Raw genomic sequence first — 15433 nt, 5'->3', positions numbered from 1 at the left:
TTTGATTTTCCGTATCCAAATCACTGAGAATACACTTTCTCTCATACCCTGCTTATTCCATCCAGGCTACTTCGAAGCAGAGATATCGTATATTGCCGAGAGATGTAAATAAATTATAACACTTATAAATTAGTATTGTCAAACTACCTGGGTAAATAGATAATATAATTGAATAATATATTATTTTTGAAAAAATGGCAGGAGAAGGCTCTCACTAAATTGGACCTGCAATAATAAGCATACGGGGATGAATAGCCGGATTGAATATAACCTCAAAAACCCTCTCTCCCTAACCAAATCTCTGCCCCTAATCTTGAGACAACCTTCGCCGGATAGCCCCGGCATGGGCTGTCAGCCCCTCGATTTCTGCCAATATTATCGCCTGGGGACCCAGTTCTTCCAAACCGCTGCGGGTCCAGTGCATAAAACCGGATCGTTTACAAAAAGTATCCACCCCAAGGGAAGAGAAAAATCGCGCTGTTCCGGAAGTCGGCAGGACATGGTTTGGTCCCGCCAGATAATCTCCCATGGTTTCCGGGGTAAAATGGCCTAAAAATATAGAGCCTGCATTTTGTATCCTGGGCAGAAGGGCAAAAGGGTTATCTACTGCCAGTATCAAGTGCTCGGCAGCCAGATGGTTGACCAGACCGATGGCCTCCTCCATGTCACCGGTGCGGATGAGATAACCATAATCCTGCAGGGAACGTCCGGCGATCTCTTTTCTGGACAACTGCTCCACCTGGGCTGCAACCTGACGCTCGACCTCCTGAATGATCGAATCCTCCGGACTCACAACCATCGTCACGGCCCGCTCGTCATGCTCCGCCTGGGAAAGCAGATCAGCAGCAATGTATACCGGATGAGCAGTCTTGTCAGCCAGGATCAATACCTCACTGGGGCCAGCCAGCATGTCAATGTCTACCAGCCCGAAAACCTGCTTTTTGGCCATTGTTACATAAATGTTACCCGGACCAACAATTTTTTGCACTCTGGGTATACTCTCGGTACCATAAGCAAGGGCTGCAACGGCTTGAGCGCCGCCAACTTTCCCGATTTTTTTAATTCCCAGAAGATCGCAGGCAACCAGGGTATACGGAGACAATTTCTTATCCTTACCAGGGGGAGAGGCAATGAAAATATCCTTAACGCCCGCAATCTGAGCAGGTACCACACCCATGATCACCGATGACGGATAGGCAGCCTTGCCGCCCGGTACGTAAATGCCTGCCTTCTCGATCGGCGTGATGAGCTGACCCAATACGGTACCGTTTTCTTCAGAGTAAAACCAGGATTTACTCTTCTGATGACGGTGAAATTCGCGAATCCTTACGATGCTTAATTTCATCGATGAAATTTCAGCATCATTCACCAGCTTGTAGGCATCCTCAATTTCAGTCTCCTTCACCAGAAGGTCCTCCCGGCTCAAGGATACACCGTCAAACTCCCGGCTGTAATCGAGCAGTGCCTGATCACCTTCCTGCCGCACTCTCTGAATAATGCCCCTGACCTTTTCCTCTATCCCTTCAGCCGCCAGTGAGAAGCGGTCGATCAGTCGGTTTATCTCCCCGGCAAAATTGCCCTGCTGCGTGGTAAGAATTTTCATGGTTCCTCCTTTATTTTTTAAGTATTCATCCCAACCTGGCTGCAATCACCCGATCGATACCTGCATAATCGACCACGATCTCCTGCACCTCATACCCCTGACTCTGAAGCTCTCGGACCAGGGCATCTTTTTGTCCATAGCCCATTTCCAGAATAATCCTGCCTCCGGCTTTCAAAATCGCCGTGCTCTCATGGATCAACCGGCGGTAGCAGCCCAAGCCGTCAATTCCGCCTTCCAGAGCGACCCGGGGTTCGAAAACCCTGACTTCCGGGGCCAGCGTGGATATTTCCGCTGATGAAATATAGGGGGGGTTTGAAACAATGCAATCAATAAATCCTGAGGGGATGTCAGGCGCGAAGGCCGAGAGCATATCTGCCTGAAGAAAGATGATTCTCTCAATTACCTGGTGATAAGCCGCATTCCGGCGAGCCACCCGCAGCGCTGCTTCGGAAATGTCTACCGCATAGATACGGGCATTGGGAAGCTCTTGAGCCAGGCAGACAGCGATATTTCCGCTTCCGGTGCCGACATCGATGATCCTGACTGCGTCTTGAGCATGCCGCAGCGCCGCCTCGATTACAAATTCCGTCTCCGGACGGGGAATCAGCACACCGGGGGCCACCATAAAGCACAGCGACCAGAACTCCTTCCGGCCAATGATATAGGCCAGCGGCTCGCGGCCAATTCGTCTGGAGAGCAGTGTCTGCAATTCCCGGCTTACGGATTCCGGGAGCTCTTCATCCCACCGGGTGTAAAGCTCGATACGGCTGATTTTGAGAAGATGAGCCAGAAGGACTTCAGCCTCTAACCGGGAATTCTCGATTCCGGCTCTATCAAGTTGACGTGCAGCCTCCTCCAGGATTGCAGGGAGAGACCGCCGGACGTCAGGTTTTCCCGGTATATCCGGCCTGAAAAGGGAAGATTTCATAAGGCAAGTTAATCAGCTTCAGGCGACCCGCTTAAGCTCTTCCGCCTGAGCCGAGGTAATAAGATGGTCGATGATTTCCTGAAGGTTCCCGGCAAGAATCGAGTCCAGTTTGTAGAGGGTCAGCCCGATTCGATGGTCGGTGATTCGGTTTTGCGGGAAGTTATAGGTGCGGATTTTCTCACTTCGCTCTCCCGACCCAACCTGGAGACGCCGGTTCTGCGAAATTTCGCTTTGCTGCTCTTTCTGCAGCTTGTCCAGCAGCCGGGAGCGAAGAACCCGCAGGGCCTTGGCCTTATTTTTATGCTGGGACTTCTCATCCTGGCAGGAAACAACAATACCCGTCGGGATATGGGTAATTCGGACCGCAGAATCGGTAGTATTCACACTTTGCCCGCCCGGACCTGAGGAGCGGAAGATATCCACCCGGATCTCATTGGGATCGATATCGATATCAATTTCCTCCGCCTCCGGCAATACGGCCACAGTTACCGTAGAGGTATGAATTCTTCCCGAAGCTTCCGTAACCGGCACTCTCTGAACCCTATGCACACCGCTCTCGAACTTCAACTGACTGTACACCTTCTCACCCCGGATGCCAATGATCACTTCTTTGTATCCGCCGACCCCTGTTGTGTGGGTATCAAGGATCTCCGCTTTCCATCCCTGAATTTCCACGTATTTGAGATACATCCGCAGCAGATCTCCAGCAAAAAGGGCAGCCTCCTCACCTCCGGTGCCTGCCCGGATTTCCAGGATGATATTTTTTTCATCGTTTGGATCTTTTGGCAGCAGCAGGATACGAAGCTCCTGTTCAAGGAGCTCCTTGCGGCCCAGATATTCTTCCATCTCAAGCTTGGCCAGCTCCCGCAGTTCCTCATCCTTGCTGCGGTTGATAATCTCCCTGGCCTCTTCCATATCCGCACATATCTTTTGGTATTCCTGATATTTGGAAACGATGCCGGCGATTTCCGCATGCTGCTTTGAGTAGTCGCGAAAGGTCTCCTGGTCCGAAATCACTTTGGGATCGCTGAGCCTCCTGTTCAACTCGTTGAATTTCTTTTCTACTTCAGCCAACTTATGAAACATCTTCTGCTCTTACTCCCTGCCCGAGGCCATCTTGATACCTCTGCTGCCTTCCGCCTGAATTTTTATGATGTGCCGCCCGGTTTCCCGCCAGATTATTTCTCTTTCTTCTGACTTTTTTCATACCGCTGCCGGAATTTTTCAATTCGACCGGCAGTGTCAACCAATCTTTGTTCACCGGCTCCCGTATAAAAAGGATGACACTTGGAACAGATTTCAACATGCATCTGCGGCCTGGTCGAGCGGATATGAATAACCTCGCCACAGGCACAGGTAATAACAGCATCCTGGTATTGAGGATGAATTCCCTTCTTCATTGTCTAACTCCTTTTCTCTCCTGCAAATAAGTTTAGCCGTAGATACTTCGACAAGACTTTAGATTGTAATCTAATATTACACGTTAGGCAAGGGGAAAAGAGGGAGGTCAAATAAAAATTTTTTGGATTAGTCTTCCATCTTGTTCATAAAGTTCAGGAATTCTTCATTACTCTTGGTTTGCCGCAGTTTCTCCTGCAAGAATTCCATTTTTTCAACCACGCTCAGAGGGGAAAGAATCTTTCTGAGTATCCACACCCGATTCAACTGATTCTGGCTCAGCAGCAGCTCTTCCTTTCGAGTTCCCGAACGATCGATATCAAGTGCAGGAAAGACTCTCTTATCCACGAGCTTTCTATCCAGATGAATCTCCATATTTCCCGTGCCCTTAAACTCTTCAAAAATTACGTCATCCATCCGGCTCCCCGTATCAACCAGGGCCGTGGCAATAATAGTCAGGCTTCCTCCCTCCTCGATGTTTCTGGCTGTACCGAAAAACCGCTTTGGCCACTGAAGGGCGTTGGCGTCGATACCGCCGGAAAGAATCTTCCCGCTGGAAGGAATAATGGCGTTATAGGCCCGGGCTAACCGGGTGATACTGTCGAGCAGAATAACGACATCGTTCTTGTATTCCACAAGCCGTTTGGCCTTTTCAATGACCATCTGTGCAACCTGGATATGCCGCTCCGGCGGTTCGTCAAAGGTTGAGCTGACAACCTCTCCCTTGACGGAACGCTGCATATCGGTCACCTCCTCCGGGCGCTCATCGATCAGGAGCACAATGAGAAACACTTCCGGATGGTTCTGAGTAATGCTGTTGGCAATTGATTGAAGAAGCATGGTTTTCCCGGTCCTGGGAGGTGATACGATCAGACCTCTCTGCCCCTTGCCGATAGGAGTCAGTAAATCCATTATCCGGCCTGACAGTTCGGTGGAGGATGTTTCCAGACAGAGGCGCTTGTTAGGATAAAGAGGGGTCAAATTGTCAAAGAGTATCTTCTGCTTGGCCATGTCCGGGTTTTCACGGTTGACCGCTTCCACCTTCAGAAGAGCAAAATACTTCTCGTTATCTTTGGGAGGCCGTATCTGGCCGGAAACCGTATCACCGGTCTGTAAGTCAAATTTACGGATTTGTGATGGAGAAATATAGATATCGTCAGGCCCCGGAAGATAATTATAATCCGGAGCACGCAGGAAACCAAAACCGTCCGGCAGGGTTTCCAAAACCCCCTCACCAAAAATGAGCCCGTTTTTTTCTGTCTGGGTCTGTAAAATTTTAAAAATCAGCTCCGACTTGCGTAAGTTGCTGATTGATGATACTCCTAACTCCTTAGCCACATCACTCAATTCGCCCATGTTTTTCTGTTTAAGCTCAGCGATATTCATTAGCGCTCATCCCTTATAAATAGTCTTCCTGAAAAAATAGTACCTTCCTTTCCATAAATGGCTGTGAATCGCCCCACCTTTGCCTCACCCTTGGTTTCACCCTCCTGCCGAACATGAAATAACAAAAGTATTTCTGATAGTTACTTCGATTTTTTACTGCGTCTAGGAAGGCAAAATACTATCCGAAAATCACTACACTATTCTTATCGGCAGAAAATCTGATAACGACTTCTTTCAGGGTTTCCGATTAATTGTGAAGACCGGCTCTACTCGACCATCAACCTCGTAAAACCCTGTAACTTCCATAAATTACCTAAAGTGTGTGGTAATTACTCTTTATCACGTATTTTTTCAGCAAATTTTATCGTGGATAAGTAAACCTTAAAATTAGTTTTGTTGGGTTAGATAAAAGTTCCTTTGGGTAGGTGGAGATATCCTACATCTTGCGGATTTGATTTCCGAGATATAGTATATCCATCCCGGCCGCATCTGTCAAGCCTTTTATTCTTCCCTTCGCAAAAATTTCCGTAATTTTCGCACGGCAGCCCCCTCAATCTGCCTGATCCTTTCCCGCGTTACTCCGTAGATCTGACCAATCTGCTCCAGGGTCATTCCGCCTCCTCCATCGAGTCCAAAGCGCAACCGCATGATTTCATTTTCATTTTCGTTCAGCAGACTGAGCAGGATGGAAATATATTTTTTTTGCTCAAACACATCAATCGATTCGTCCGGCGGAAGAGTGGATGTATCCTCAAGAAAATCCCTGATGGGAGTATTTCCCCTGCTTTCCGAAAGGGAGTCCAGCGATATGCTCTTCTGCAGCAAGTCCTGAAGTTCCTTTATCTTACCGAGAGGCATATCCATTACCTGAGCCAGCTCTAAACAGGTCGGATCCCTGCCCAGTTTTTGAGCCATGCTCCGCAGTACGTGAACAAAACGGTTAACCGTTTCGGCAACATTGATCGGCAGGCGGATCGTACCCGAATGTTTGGCCAGAGACCGGATAATGGATTGTTTGATCCACCAGGTGGCATAGGTACTGAACCGATACCCCTTATCCGGATCGTATCGCTCGACGGCTTTAATTAACCCTAAGTTTCCCTCTTCGATCAGGTCCAGCAGCGGGAGTCCCCGGTTCACATACCTCTTGGCAATACTGATGACCAGCCGAAGGTTCCCCTTGATCATCTCTGCACGGGCTTCAAATTCACCCTGGCAGGCCCTCTTGGCCAGGAGAAACTCTTCTTCCGCAGTCAAAACACTCAACCGGCTGACATCACTGAAATATTTCTGGACAGGATCAAAACAGGCCTTTCTTTTGCCTCTCCTCCCCTCCTGCTCCTGCTGTTCCGAATCTTCCTCATAACCAGAAGATTCTCCGCGCCCGGTGAGCAGTCCCTCGTCATCGAATTCAGGCAGGGTATCCTCATCCAAATCACCAGCAAAGAACTTTTCCACTATAGTATCCTTCTTCCAGTTGAACAATCGGATGAAAATCTGCTTCCTTAATAGTATTATCGACTGGGGCAGGCAAGAGATCGGATTAAATGCTTAGAATTCTCAAACGCAGGAAGATAATTTCACTGACTATATGGTAAATCGGGGCGAGAGGATTTGAACCTCCGACCTCCTACTCCCGAAGCAGGCGCGCTAACCAGGCTGCGCTACGCCCCGATTTTAATGGCGGATAGATACTAAAGCCTACCAGAAATTGAAAATTTTCTCAAGTATAATTAATGCCACAAGTCAGAATTCAGGAGTCAGAAGCCAGAATAAATACCTTTTTTCTCCTGGCTCCTGACTTCTGTCTCCTGGCTGCTGCCTTTTTCCTACTCACTCCATCCGTATTCACCGATAAGCTTTACGAATGAGCAATGGAGTTTTTCCTCCTCAATGATCCGGCCGTTCTTTTTATGGACTATGCGTAATATCTGGGACTTTTCCGTACCGACAGGAACTACCATCCGTCCACCCTCTTCGAGCTGCTCACACAGGGAGAGAGGGACACTGGGCGCCGAGGCTGAAATAATGATTCCCTGAAAAGGGGCCTTTTCCAGCCACCCCCTGCTGCCGTCATCGACCAGGATTTGAAAGTTATGATACCCTAGCTGCTCCAGAAGCTTTTGGGCTTTTTGCGCCAGGCTCTTGATCCGCTCGACGGAATAAACCTTCTGGCAGATTTCCGCAAGGACCGCGGTCTGATACCCTGAGCCGGTGCCAATTTCCAGCACCCGGGATTTTTTATTCACTGCCAGGGCTTCGGCCATGTAACCAACCATATAGGGCTGGGAAATGGTCTGTTTTTCACCAATGGGCAGGGGGTGGTCTCCATAGGCACGCAGGGCAAATGCATCCTCTACGAAAAGATGCCGTGGTATTTTCCGCATGGCCTGCAGGACATCCTTATCCTTGATCCCCCTGGCTATCAACTGCTCCTGAACCATCCTCTCCCGCTGAATCTGATAATCCACAGCTTTTCCATTCTCCATAATATCGATTAGCTCTTATGGGAAAGACGACACGGCAGTGGTGTATTTCTCCCGCAGAGACGCTGAGACGCCGAGGATATGATTTTCAGTCATTCTCTGCGCCTCTGCGTCTCTGCGGGAGAGCATTCTTCCATCCTTAATACGTACCATCGGATGTGTGCCATCTATCCCATATGAGCGAATCGATTTCAGGTATTGCCTGGCATTTTCAGCCGGTTCCCGTCATCCTTTGCCGAATGCTTCGCGCTGCCACTACTCCCGAGATGGAAGCCTGCATCAGCCCGCGGGTCAATCCAGCTCCGTCACCGATAGCATACAGGTTGTGAATAGGTGTTTCAAACGAGCTTGTAAGCTGCAGGCGCAGGGAATAAAACTTGACCTCAAGGCCGTAGAGCAGTGTATGCCGTGAATTGATGCCCGGGGCAAGATTGCTCATGGCCTCCAGCATCTCGATGATGTTTGACAGATACCGATACGGCAGGGCGAAGCTCAGGTCTCCCGGCGTTGCCTCCGGCAGAGAAGGCACAATCACATTCCTTCGTATTCGATCTGGAGTCGAACGTCTGCCCATTACAAGGTCCCCAAGGCGCTGGACAATGATTCCGCCGCTTAAAAAATTGGCCAGACGGGCCAGGTAGCGGCCATACGATATCGGACGATCGAAGGGTTCGGTAAATTTCGTGCTCACTAAAAGAGCGAAGTTCGTATTTTCCGTCTTGCTTCTGGCATAACTGTGGCCGTTGACCAGATGAACCCCCTGGCAGTACTCAATAACCACCTTTCCATAGGGATTCATACAAAAGGTCCGCACCCGGTCATCAAACCGCCGGCTGTGGAAAATGAGCTTCGGCTCATAGGTAATCTGGGTGAGCGGCTCCAGCACTGCCGCCGGAACCTCCACCCGCACCCCGATGTCCACCGGATTTTTCAGGGTGGCAAGATGCAGCCGATCGGCCTCCCGTTTCAGCCAGTTCGCTCCCACCCGTCCCGGGGCCACGACAACGAAGTCCGAAAAAAATTCCTGCCCGCCTGTAGTACGAACCCCCACGGCGGATTCCTCCCGGACCATGATTTCCTGAACGGATGTGGAAAAAAGCATATCTATTCTGGAATCAAGATGCTGCCGGAAAGTCTTCAGAATTTCCAGGCACTGGTCAGTGCCCATATGCCTGATGCGGGATGGGATCAATGTCAGATCGTGGAGCGTCGCCTTTCGCTGAAGTTGAACAATGGCTTCAGTATCGGTGCCGTAGACGTAATCCGGAGCGCCGAACCGGCAGTAGAGCTGGTCAACATAGTCAATCAGCTCTTTGTGCTCCTGCGGGGACAAATACTCATCCAGAAATCCTCCAACCTCGGAGGAGAGCGTCAATTTCCCATCGCTGTAAGCCCCGGCTCCACCCCACCCGGAGAGCAAAGAGCAGGGTTGACACCGGTTACAGGTGATCTTCTGCTCGGCAGCCAGACATTGCCGCTGGCCGATATCCTTGCCCTGCTCCAGCATTAAAACCTTAGCCCGGCTATCGGCCAGTTCAAGGGCGGTAAAGATTGCCGCCGGTCCAGTACCGACGATAATAACATCATACTTTTTGTGCTCATTGCCTTTCGGCATCAGAGGGACATTCACAGCACCGCTCACCACCCTCAGTATTAGCTTTATGCATATCTCCTGCCTGCTAAAACACAGAAGGGACATGATTCATGTCCCTTCCCGTTCGAATAACTGATCAAGCTGATCGGGGCGAGAGGATTTGAACCTCCGACCACTGACACCCCATGCCAGTGCGCTACCAGGCTGCGCTACGCCCCGGAATTATCTGGTCACTTGCCTCATCAGGAATCTGTCTATTCCTGACTCCTTACTCCTGAATTCTCACTCCTTAACCTGGATAGCTTTCCAGGAAGTGTTTGACTTCTATCAATTTTCTTTTATGCTTCTGTAATATTTCCCGAATCTGCCCGTATTCTTCATCGGGAGATTTCGGTTTTCTGGCTTCAAGGCGGTCCCGCTCCAGCCGTTTTCTGGCTCCGGGAATCGTATAAAGCTCCTCATATAATAATTCCTTGATCCTGAGCAGGATCAGAACATCTTTTTTCCGGTAAACACGCTGCCCCGTTTCATTCTTGGCAGGCCGCAGCTGTTTGAATTCCGATTCCCAATAGCGAATTACAAAAGGCTTTACCTCAAGAATCTGGCTGACTTCGCCGATCCTATAAAACATTTTCTCCGGGAATTCCCTCTTCTGTCCGGTTTTCCCCGGAACTTCTTCCTTCATCTTTCCGTCAGCTCCACCGGTTTCCCGCCTCAAGGTCACCATTTCACTGATCGTCCGAAGCAGGAATTCCCGCAGTTACGGTGGCCATGGGAAACCCTTTCATGCTCAACTGCCTCTGATCTTCCTGGGCTGCCTCAAACCGGGAATATCTCCCTACAAAGACGGAGTAAAATTTCACCGCAGTTTTTTCCTGTACTATATTACCAGAATATCCTTTATGTTTCAAACTTTTTAGAAGACTTTTTGCACTTTCCAGATAATAACATGATCCGACCCTGATAGTATATTGATTTTTCTGATCTTCCTGGAGGTAGACCGAAAATCCGTCCCTGGTCAGGCGGTCAGATATCTCCTGAATGTTCGAAGAATCCGTAACCAGATAGACATTTTTCATGACCTCAAAGCCCGGCTCTCGAACGATTCTCGGCAAATAGTTCATCCGGGCAAGGCGAGCGGCTGCTTTTTCCGCTTCATTCTTCATTATGCTGGAATATACTTTCACGAAATATCCTGCAAATTGCTCCTCGGTCTCCTTATCGACCTGAATGGTTATCTTCTCCGGGCTGTTTTCCTCAACAGCCTGGGGAGAGACAGCCTGCCGGGAAGGGCTCTCCGGGACAGCAGCAGGAGTTTCCAGCGGTACATTTTCGACCGCTAGGGTTTCTTCTGCCGGGGAGACGGGAGAATCCGTTTGATCGCTCCTCTCAGGCTGATCTTTCTTTTCAGTGACTGGCTGATCGTTATTCACCGTTTGGTCCTCGGATGAGGGAATCCCTCCTTTTTGAATTCCTTCAGCCTTCTTCCTGAGATTTTCAAACTTTTCAGCCATCATCCTGACGGCATGATCGTACCGATGATATGGCAGATATCGGTAATCATACCACAACGCCGCCCCCCCCAGACACAGAAGGAGCAGCATGCCGGCCAGGACAAACTTCTTTCCCCAGCGGTAATTGCCGGCTCGATGCCGTGCTGTTGGAGAAAAATTAACATTTTTCATGGTTCGATACCAGGTGCTTTCAGCAGAAGGCCTGTATTGCCTCCTCATAAAGGTCCTGAAGATGCAAAATATGGTCAATGATCTCACGGACAGCGCCATTTCCACCCCGTGCTAAAGTCACATAATGAGCGATCCGCTTGACCTCTTCCACCGCATCGGCCACAGCAACAGCCAAACCGGCATCTCGCAGGACGGGCAGGTCATTGACGTCATCACCGATATAGCAGACCTGTTCCCGGTCAAGGCCATATTTTTGCAGGAGATGGCAAAACGGCTCGTGCTTTCTGATAACGCCCTGGTATACATCCGGAACCTGCAGCTCGGCAGCCCTGCGGGCTACCACTGCCGATTCCCGGCCACTGATCAGGGCTATTTTCAACCCGGCCTGCCGGGCCAGGGTTATGCCCATGCCATCCTTGACGCTGAAGGCGCGGACCTCTCCTTCCCGGTCGGTATAGATAAGCCTGCTTTCAGCCAAAACTCCATCCACGTCCATGACTATCAGGCGGATCCGCTGACCTCTGACCGCCAGTTCATTGCCCGAAGCAGGGTCCGGCATCAGACTACCCCCGCTTTGAGAAGATCGTGCAGGTGAATGACCCCCATCGGCTTTTTCCCCTGGTCCGTAATCAGGAGGGAGGTAATGGAATGCGTCTCCATGACCTGGACTGCATGCTCGGCAAGAGAATCAGGATCGATCATTTTGGGATGAAGGCTCATGCACTGGCCTACGGGTTTGGTGAGAAAGCTGATGTCTTTCTCCAGCAACCGCCGGATGTCTCCATCAGTAACAATCCCGGTCACTTCACCCTGCTGATTGACCACGCAGGTCATCCCCAGGCGCTTGCCGGAGATCTCGTAGATGGCTTCCTTCATGGGCTGCCACTCCCCCACTATGGGCATCTGACTGCCGGAATGCATCAGGTCCTTGACCTTTAACAGCCGCCTGCCCAGCTTTCCCCCCGGGTGAAACTGGGCGAATTCCTCTGCCCGAAATCCCCGCTTGCGGATCAGCGACATGGCCAGGGCATCGCCAATGACCAGAGCCACCGTGGTGCTGGTCGTGGGGGCAAGATTCAGGGGACATGCCTCCTCCTCGACTTCGGCCCGCAAAACAACATCACTGAAGCGGGCCAGCGTGGAGTTGGGATTGCCGGTAATGGAAATCAATTTAATCATGAACCGCTGGATAAAGGGGATCAACTGCTTGATTTCACTCGTTTCCCCGCTATTGGAAATGGCCACCACCACATCCCCCGGAACGATCATGCCCAGGTCTCCGTGAATCGCATCAGCAGGATGCATGAAAAAAGAAGGAGTCCCGGTACTCGAAAGGGTGGCGGCAATTTTCTTGCAAATCAGGCCGGACTTGCCGATGCCGGTGGTTACCACCCGGCCGCTGCACTGATAGAGAATATCCACGGCCTGAACAAATTCCTCCCCAAGCTGCTCCTCGACCTTCAGAATCGAGGCAGCCTCCTTTCTCAGCACTTCCTTGCCCTGCTTCAAAATAGCATCTCGATCAACCATAGTTCTTGTATTCACTCCTGCTGTTAAGATTTTACAATAGTATCAATCTGCTGCAAAACCGGCATCAGGGAAGCCAGCGCTTCCAGGGAAAGCATATTGGGGGCATCACAGAGTGCCTGATCCGGCTGGTCATGGACCTCCATAAAGAGGGCATCACAGCCGGCCGCCACGGCAGCCCGTGCCAGTATCGGCACATATTCCCGCTCTCCGGCTGAACAATGGCCGCCTTTGCCGGGTAACTGCACACTGTGGGTAGCATCGAATACTACCGGATAACCGAATGTCCGCAGGATCGGCAGCGATCTCATATCCACCACAAGGTTGTTATACCCGAAGCATACCCCCCGCTCGGTGATCATCAGATTGTCATTCCCGCAGGATGTGACCTTGTCGATGATGTTACCAGCCTCCCAGGGGGAGAGAAATTGCCCTTTTTTAATATTCAGCGGCTTGAGGGTCTTTGCCGCCGCCATCACCAGGTCTGTCTGGCGGCATAAAAAAGCCGGGATCTGGAGGACATCCACGACCTGAGCCACTTCATCGACCTGCCCCGCCTCATGAACATCGGACAGAACAGGAACCCGGATTTCCTCCCGCACCCTGTGCAGCACCCTCAAACCATCCCGCAGACCGGGCCCCCGAAAGGAAGCGGATGAACTGCGGTTGGCCTTGTCGAAGGAAGCCTTGAATATCAAGGGAAGAGATAACCGTACAGCCATATCTTTCAGCAGTCCGGCCATCCGAAGGACATGATCTTCGGACTCGATGACACAGGGCCCGGCGATCAGTGCCAGGGGAGCCTGCCCCCCGATCTTCACCTCACCAACATCGATCTTTCGGCTCAGCATCCCTGTTCCCGCTCTTTCCTGAACCGGCCGGCAGCCTCGATAAAGGCCGTAAATAAAGGATGAGGTGCCCGTGGCCGGGATTTAAACTCCGGATGAAACTGACAGGCCACAAACCAGCGGTGATCCGGTATTTCGATGACCTCAACCAGGCTCTGGTCAGGGGAAAGCCCGCTCATGGTCAGCCCCCGCTCCTCAAAAGCCGAGCGATAGGTATTATTGAATTCAAACCGGTGGCGGTGCCTCTCGACGACATCTTCCTGACCATAGGCCTGAAAAACCCGGGACCCTGCCTTCAACCGGCAGGGATATCCCCCCAGCCGCATGGTCCCTCCAAGCCCCGCAATGTGCTTTTGCTCCTCCAACAGGCCGATCACCGGATGCGGGGTATCCGGATCAAATTCAGCACTGTTGGCTTCAGGAAGACCAAGGACGTTCCGGGCAAATTCGATAACTGCGCACTGCATGCCCAGGCAGATTCCCAAAAATGGGATATTGGCTTTCCGTGCATAAGCGATCGATTCGATTTTGCCCTCTATCCCCCGGTCGCCGAATCCGCCGGGGATCAGGATGCCGTCAAAATCAGCCAGACACTTTTGCGGTCCGGTCTCTTCGACCTCCTGGGTGCTTATCCAGTGCAGATGAACCGCGGCCCGGTTCTTGATCCCTCCATGCACCAGAGCCTCTCCGAGGCTCTTGTAGGAATCCTGGAGGTTAATATACTTGCCGACAATGCCGATATTGACCTCCTGCTCAGGATTCTGCAGCCGCTCGACAATCTCTTTCCAATCCGAAAGGTCGATATCCTGGGGGTCCCGTACATGCAGTAACTCAAGGATTATATCGTCCAGCCCCTCCTTGCGGAAAACCAGAGGAACCTCATAGATCAGATCCACATCCTTGGCCGTGATAACGGCCCGCTTGTCCACATTGCAAAAGAGGGAGATCTTGGATTTAATATTATCCGGCAGGAACCGGTCGGTGCGGCAGAGCAGGATATCAGGCTGGATTCCGATCTCCCGCAGTTCCTTGACACTGTGCTGGGTGGGCTTGGTCTTTAATTCATCGGCAGCCGCGATATGGGGAACCAGGGTCACATGAATGAAGATAACATTTTCCGGCCCCCGATCCTTTCTGAACTGCCGGATCGCTTCCAGGAACGGGAGGCTTTCGATATCTCCCACCGTACCTCCGATCTCGCAAATGACCACATCCGCACCATCGACCACCCGCAGGATCGAATCCTTGATTTCGTTGGTGATGTGCGGAACCACCTGCACAGTTCCTCCCAGATAGTCCCCCCTTCGTTCCTTGGTAATCACCGAGTAATAAATCCTGCCCGCAGTGACGTTATTCGCCTTCCTCATATTTGTCCTGGTAAACCGCTCGTAATGCCCCAGATCGAGATCTGTTTCCGCCCCATCATCGGTGACGTAAACTTCCCCATGCTGAAAAGGGCTCATGGTTCCCGGATCCACATTGATGTACGGATCAAATTTGAGTAAAGTGACCTTCAACCCCCGCCCTTCCAGCAGGCAGCCGATCGAGGCTGCCGCCAGTCCCTTGCCTAACGACGAGACGACTCCGCCAGTGACAAATATAAACTTACAGTCCATTAACTATCCCCTTCATTTTTAAGACCTTACATATATATAAGACGCTATTATAGTTAACAATTGGTTTAATTTCAAGTGAATTAATTTGAGGAGCACTACTTGGAGGGGAGAAGATAATGATGAATTTGGAGAATATTTCAAAGATAGGGATATCCGGATGGATGAATGGAGAGAGTTAACTTTGTCCTTTTCCGTTGACACATTTGCGGGCTGCTGGTTACAATGCAGAGTATTATAGGCCCTTACTGCCCGTACAATAGAAATTTTGTTCAAACTTTGGTGCAAGAAGAGCCAGGAATCAAGAGTTGGAAGCCGGAAGAAGATTAAATGGTTAGATTGGCATTTAGTTTTATTAATTTTTA

At 50.7% G+C, this 15433-nt stretch carries 14 protein-coding genes and 2 tRNA genes; all 16 read right to left on the bottom strand.

The features are described 5' to 3' along the window. Nucleotides 1-307 precede the first annotated feature (307 nt). The 16 genes from hisD to AB1611_04030 all read right to left on the bottom strand — a co-directional run bounded on the left by hisD (nucleotide 308) and on the right by AB1611_04030 (nucleotide 15071). Complete coding sequence (hisD, locus tag AB1611_04105) at nucleotides 308-1603, bottom strand: histidinol dehydrogenase (protein ID MEW6378776.1); 1296 nt, start codon at nucleotides 1601-1603, stop codon at nucleotides 308-310. Nucleotides 1604-1628: 25 nt separating this feature from the next. After that, nucleotides 1629-2531: a peptide chain release factor N(5)-glutamine methyltransferase gene (prmC, locus tag AB1611_04100; GenBank protein ID MEW6378775.1), complete on the bottom strand. Its 903-nt coding sequence runs from the start codon at nucleotides 2529-2531 to the stop codon at nucleotides 1629-1631. An 18-nt stretch (nucleotides 2532-2549) separates the two neighbouring features. Then, nucleotides 2550-3617, bottom strand: coding sequence for a peptide chain release factor 1 (gene prfA / locus AB1611_04095; protein ID MEW6378774.1), 1068 nt, complete (start codon nucleotides 3615-3617; stop codon nucleotides 2550-2552). Between the two features lie 92 nt (nucleotides 3618-3709). Continuing rightward, nucleotides 3710-3931 carry a 50S ribosomal protein L31 gene (rpmE, locus tag AB1611_04090; GenBank protein ID MEW6378773.1) on the bottom strand — a complete coding sequence of 74 codons (222 nt, stop codon included), beginning with the start codon at nucleotides 3929-3931 and terminating at the stop codon, nucleotides 3710-3712. A 127-nt stretch (nucleotides 3932-4058) separates the two neighbouring features. Continuing rightward, entirely contained in the window at nucleotides 4059-5315 is a 1257-nt protein-coding gene (gene rho, locus AB1611_04085) for a transcription termination factor Rho (protein MEW6378772.1), read from the bottom strand. Between the two features lie 501 nt (nucleotides 5316-5816). Continuing rightward, nucleotides 5817-6773 carry a sigma-70 family RNA polymerase sigma factor gene (locus tag AB1611_04080; protein MEW6378771.1) on the bottom strand — a complete coding sequence of 319 codons (957 nt, stop codon included), beginning with the start codon at nucleotides 6771-6773 and terminating at the stop codon, nucleotides 5817-5819. Between the two features lie 141 nt (nucleotides 6774-6914). Continuing rightward, nucleotides 6915-6989: transfer RNA gene (locus AB1611_04075), tRNA-Pro, on the bottom strand. A gap of 155 nt (nucleotides 6990-7144) precedes the next feature. Beyond that, nucleotides 7145-7786, bottom strand: coding sequence for a protein-L-isoaspartate(D-aspartate) O-methyltransferase (locus tag AB1611_04070; protein MEW6378770.1), 642 nt, complete (start codon nucleotides 7784-7786; stop codon nucleotides 7145-7147). Nucleotides 7787-8012: 226 nt separating this feature from the next. Beyond that, entirely contained in the window at nucleotides 8013-9416 is a 1404-nt protein-coding gene (locus AB1611_04065) for an NAD(P)/FAD-dependent oxidoreductase (protein ID MEW6378769.1), read from the bottom strand. Nucleotides 9417-9540: 124 nt separating this feature from the next. Continuing rightward, nucleotides 9541-9614: transfer RNA gene (locus AB1611_04060), tRNA-Pro, on the bottom strand. Between the two features lie 70 nt (nucleotides 9615-9684). Further along, on the bottom strand, nucleotides 9685-10122 hold the full coding sequence (locus AB1611_04055) for a MerR family transcriptional regulator (protein MEW6378768.1): 438 nt from the start codon (nucleotides 10120-10122) through the stop codon (nucleotides 9685-9687). A gap of 1 nt (nucleotide 10123) precedes the next feature. Next, on the bottom strand, nucleotides 10124-11080 hold the full coding sequence (locus tag AB1611_04050) for an SPOR domain-containing protein (protein ID MEW6378767.1): 957 nt from the start codon (nucleotides 11078-11080) through the stop codon (nucleotides 10124-10126). 19 nt (nucleotides 11081-11099) lie between these two features. Beyond that, a complete protein-coding gene (locus AB1611_04045; protein MEW6378766.1) occupies nucleotides 11100-11639 on the bottom strand; it encodes an HAD hydrolase family protein in 540 nt (179 codons plus the stop codon). Further along, nucleotides 11639-12610, bottom strand: a complete 972-nt coding sequence (locus AB1611_04040; protein MEW6378765.1) for a KpsF/GutQ family sugar-phosphate isomerase — start codon at nucleotides 12608-12610, stop codon at nucleotides 11639-11641. The genes AB1611_04045 and AB1611_04040 overlap by 1 nt, the downstream gene beginning before the upstream one ends. 23 nt (nucleotides 12611-12633) lie before the next feature. Next, nucleotides 12634-13455, bottom strand: coding sequence for a 3-deoxy-8-phosphooctulonate synthase (gene kdsA, locus AB1611_04035; protein ID MEW6378764.1), 822 nt, complete (start codon nucleotides 13453-13455; stop codon nucleotides 12634-12636). Beyond that, a complete protein-coding gene (locus AB1611_04030; protein ID MEW6378763.1) occupies nucleotides 13452-15071 on the bottom strand; it encodes a CTP synthase in 1620 nt (539 codons plus the stop codon). Before AB1611_04030 ends, kdsA begins: the two co-directional genes overlap by 4 nt. Nucleotides 15072-15433: the final 362 nt, after the last annotated feature.

The organism is bacterium (assembly GCA_040755755.1).
In the GTDB taxonomy this organism is placed as follows: Bacteria; SZUA-182; SZUA-182; order DTGQ01; family DTGQ01; genus DTGQ01.
This window is presented reverse-complemented; position numbering and strand designations above follow the sequence as displayed.

Excerpts from the sequence above, each read along its gene's own strand:
- prmC (MEW6378775.1), bottom strand. The coding sequence starts at position 2,531 with ATGAAATCTTCCCTTTTCAGGCCGGATATACCGGGAAAACCTGACGTC.
- AB1611_04045 (MEW6378766.1), bottom strand. The coding sequence starts at position 11,639 with ATGCCGGACCCTGCTTCGGGCAATGAACTGGCGGTCAGAGGTCAGCGG.
- rpmE (MEW6378773.1), bottom strand. The coding sequence starts at position 3,931 with ATGAAGAAGGGAATTCATCCTCAATACCAGGATGCTGTTATTACCTGT.
- prfA (MEW6378774.1), bottom strand. The coding sequence starts at position 3,617 with ATGTTTCATAAGTTGGCTGAAGTAGAAAAGAAATTCAACGAGTTGAAC.
- hisD (MEW6378776.1), bottom strand. The coding sequence starts at position 1,603 with ATGAAAATTCTTACCACGCAGCAGGGCAATTTTGCCGGGGAGATAAAC.
- rho (MEW6378772.1), bottom strand. The coding sequence starts at position 5,315 with ATGAATATCGCTGAGCTTAAACAGAAAAACATGGGCGAATTGAGTGAT.
- AB1611_04030 (MEW6378763.1), bottom strand. The coding sequence starts at position 15,071 with ATGGACTGTAAGTTTATATTTGTCACTGGCGGAGTCGTCTCGTCGTTA.
- AB1611_04055 (MEW6378768.1), bottom strand. The coding sequence starts at position 10,122 with ATGGTGACCTTGAGGCGGGAAACCGGTGGAGCTGACGGAAAGATGAAG.
- AB1611_04050 (MEW6378767.1), bottom strand. The coding sequence starts at position 11,080 with ATGAAAAATGTTAATTTTTCTCCAACAGCACGGCATCGAGCCGGCAAT.
- AB1611_04065 (MEW6378769.1), bottom strand. The coding sequence starts at position 9,416 with ATGCCGAAAGGCAATGAGCACAAAAAGTATGATGTTATTATCGTCGGT.
- AB1611_04040 (MEW6378765.1), bottom strand. The coding sequence starts at position 12,610 with ATGGTTGATCGAGATGCTATTTTGAAGCAGGGCAAGGAAGTGCTGAGA.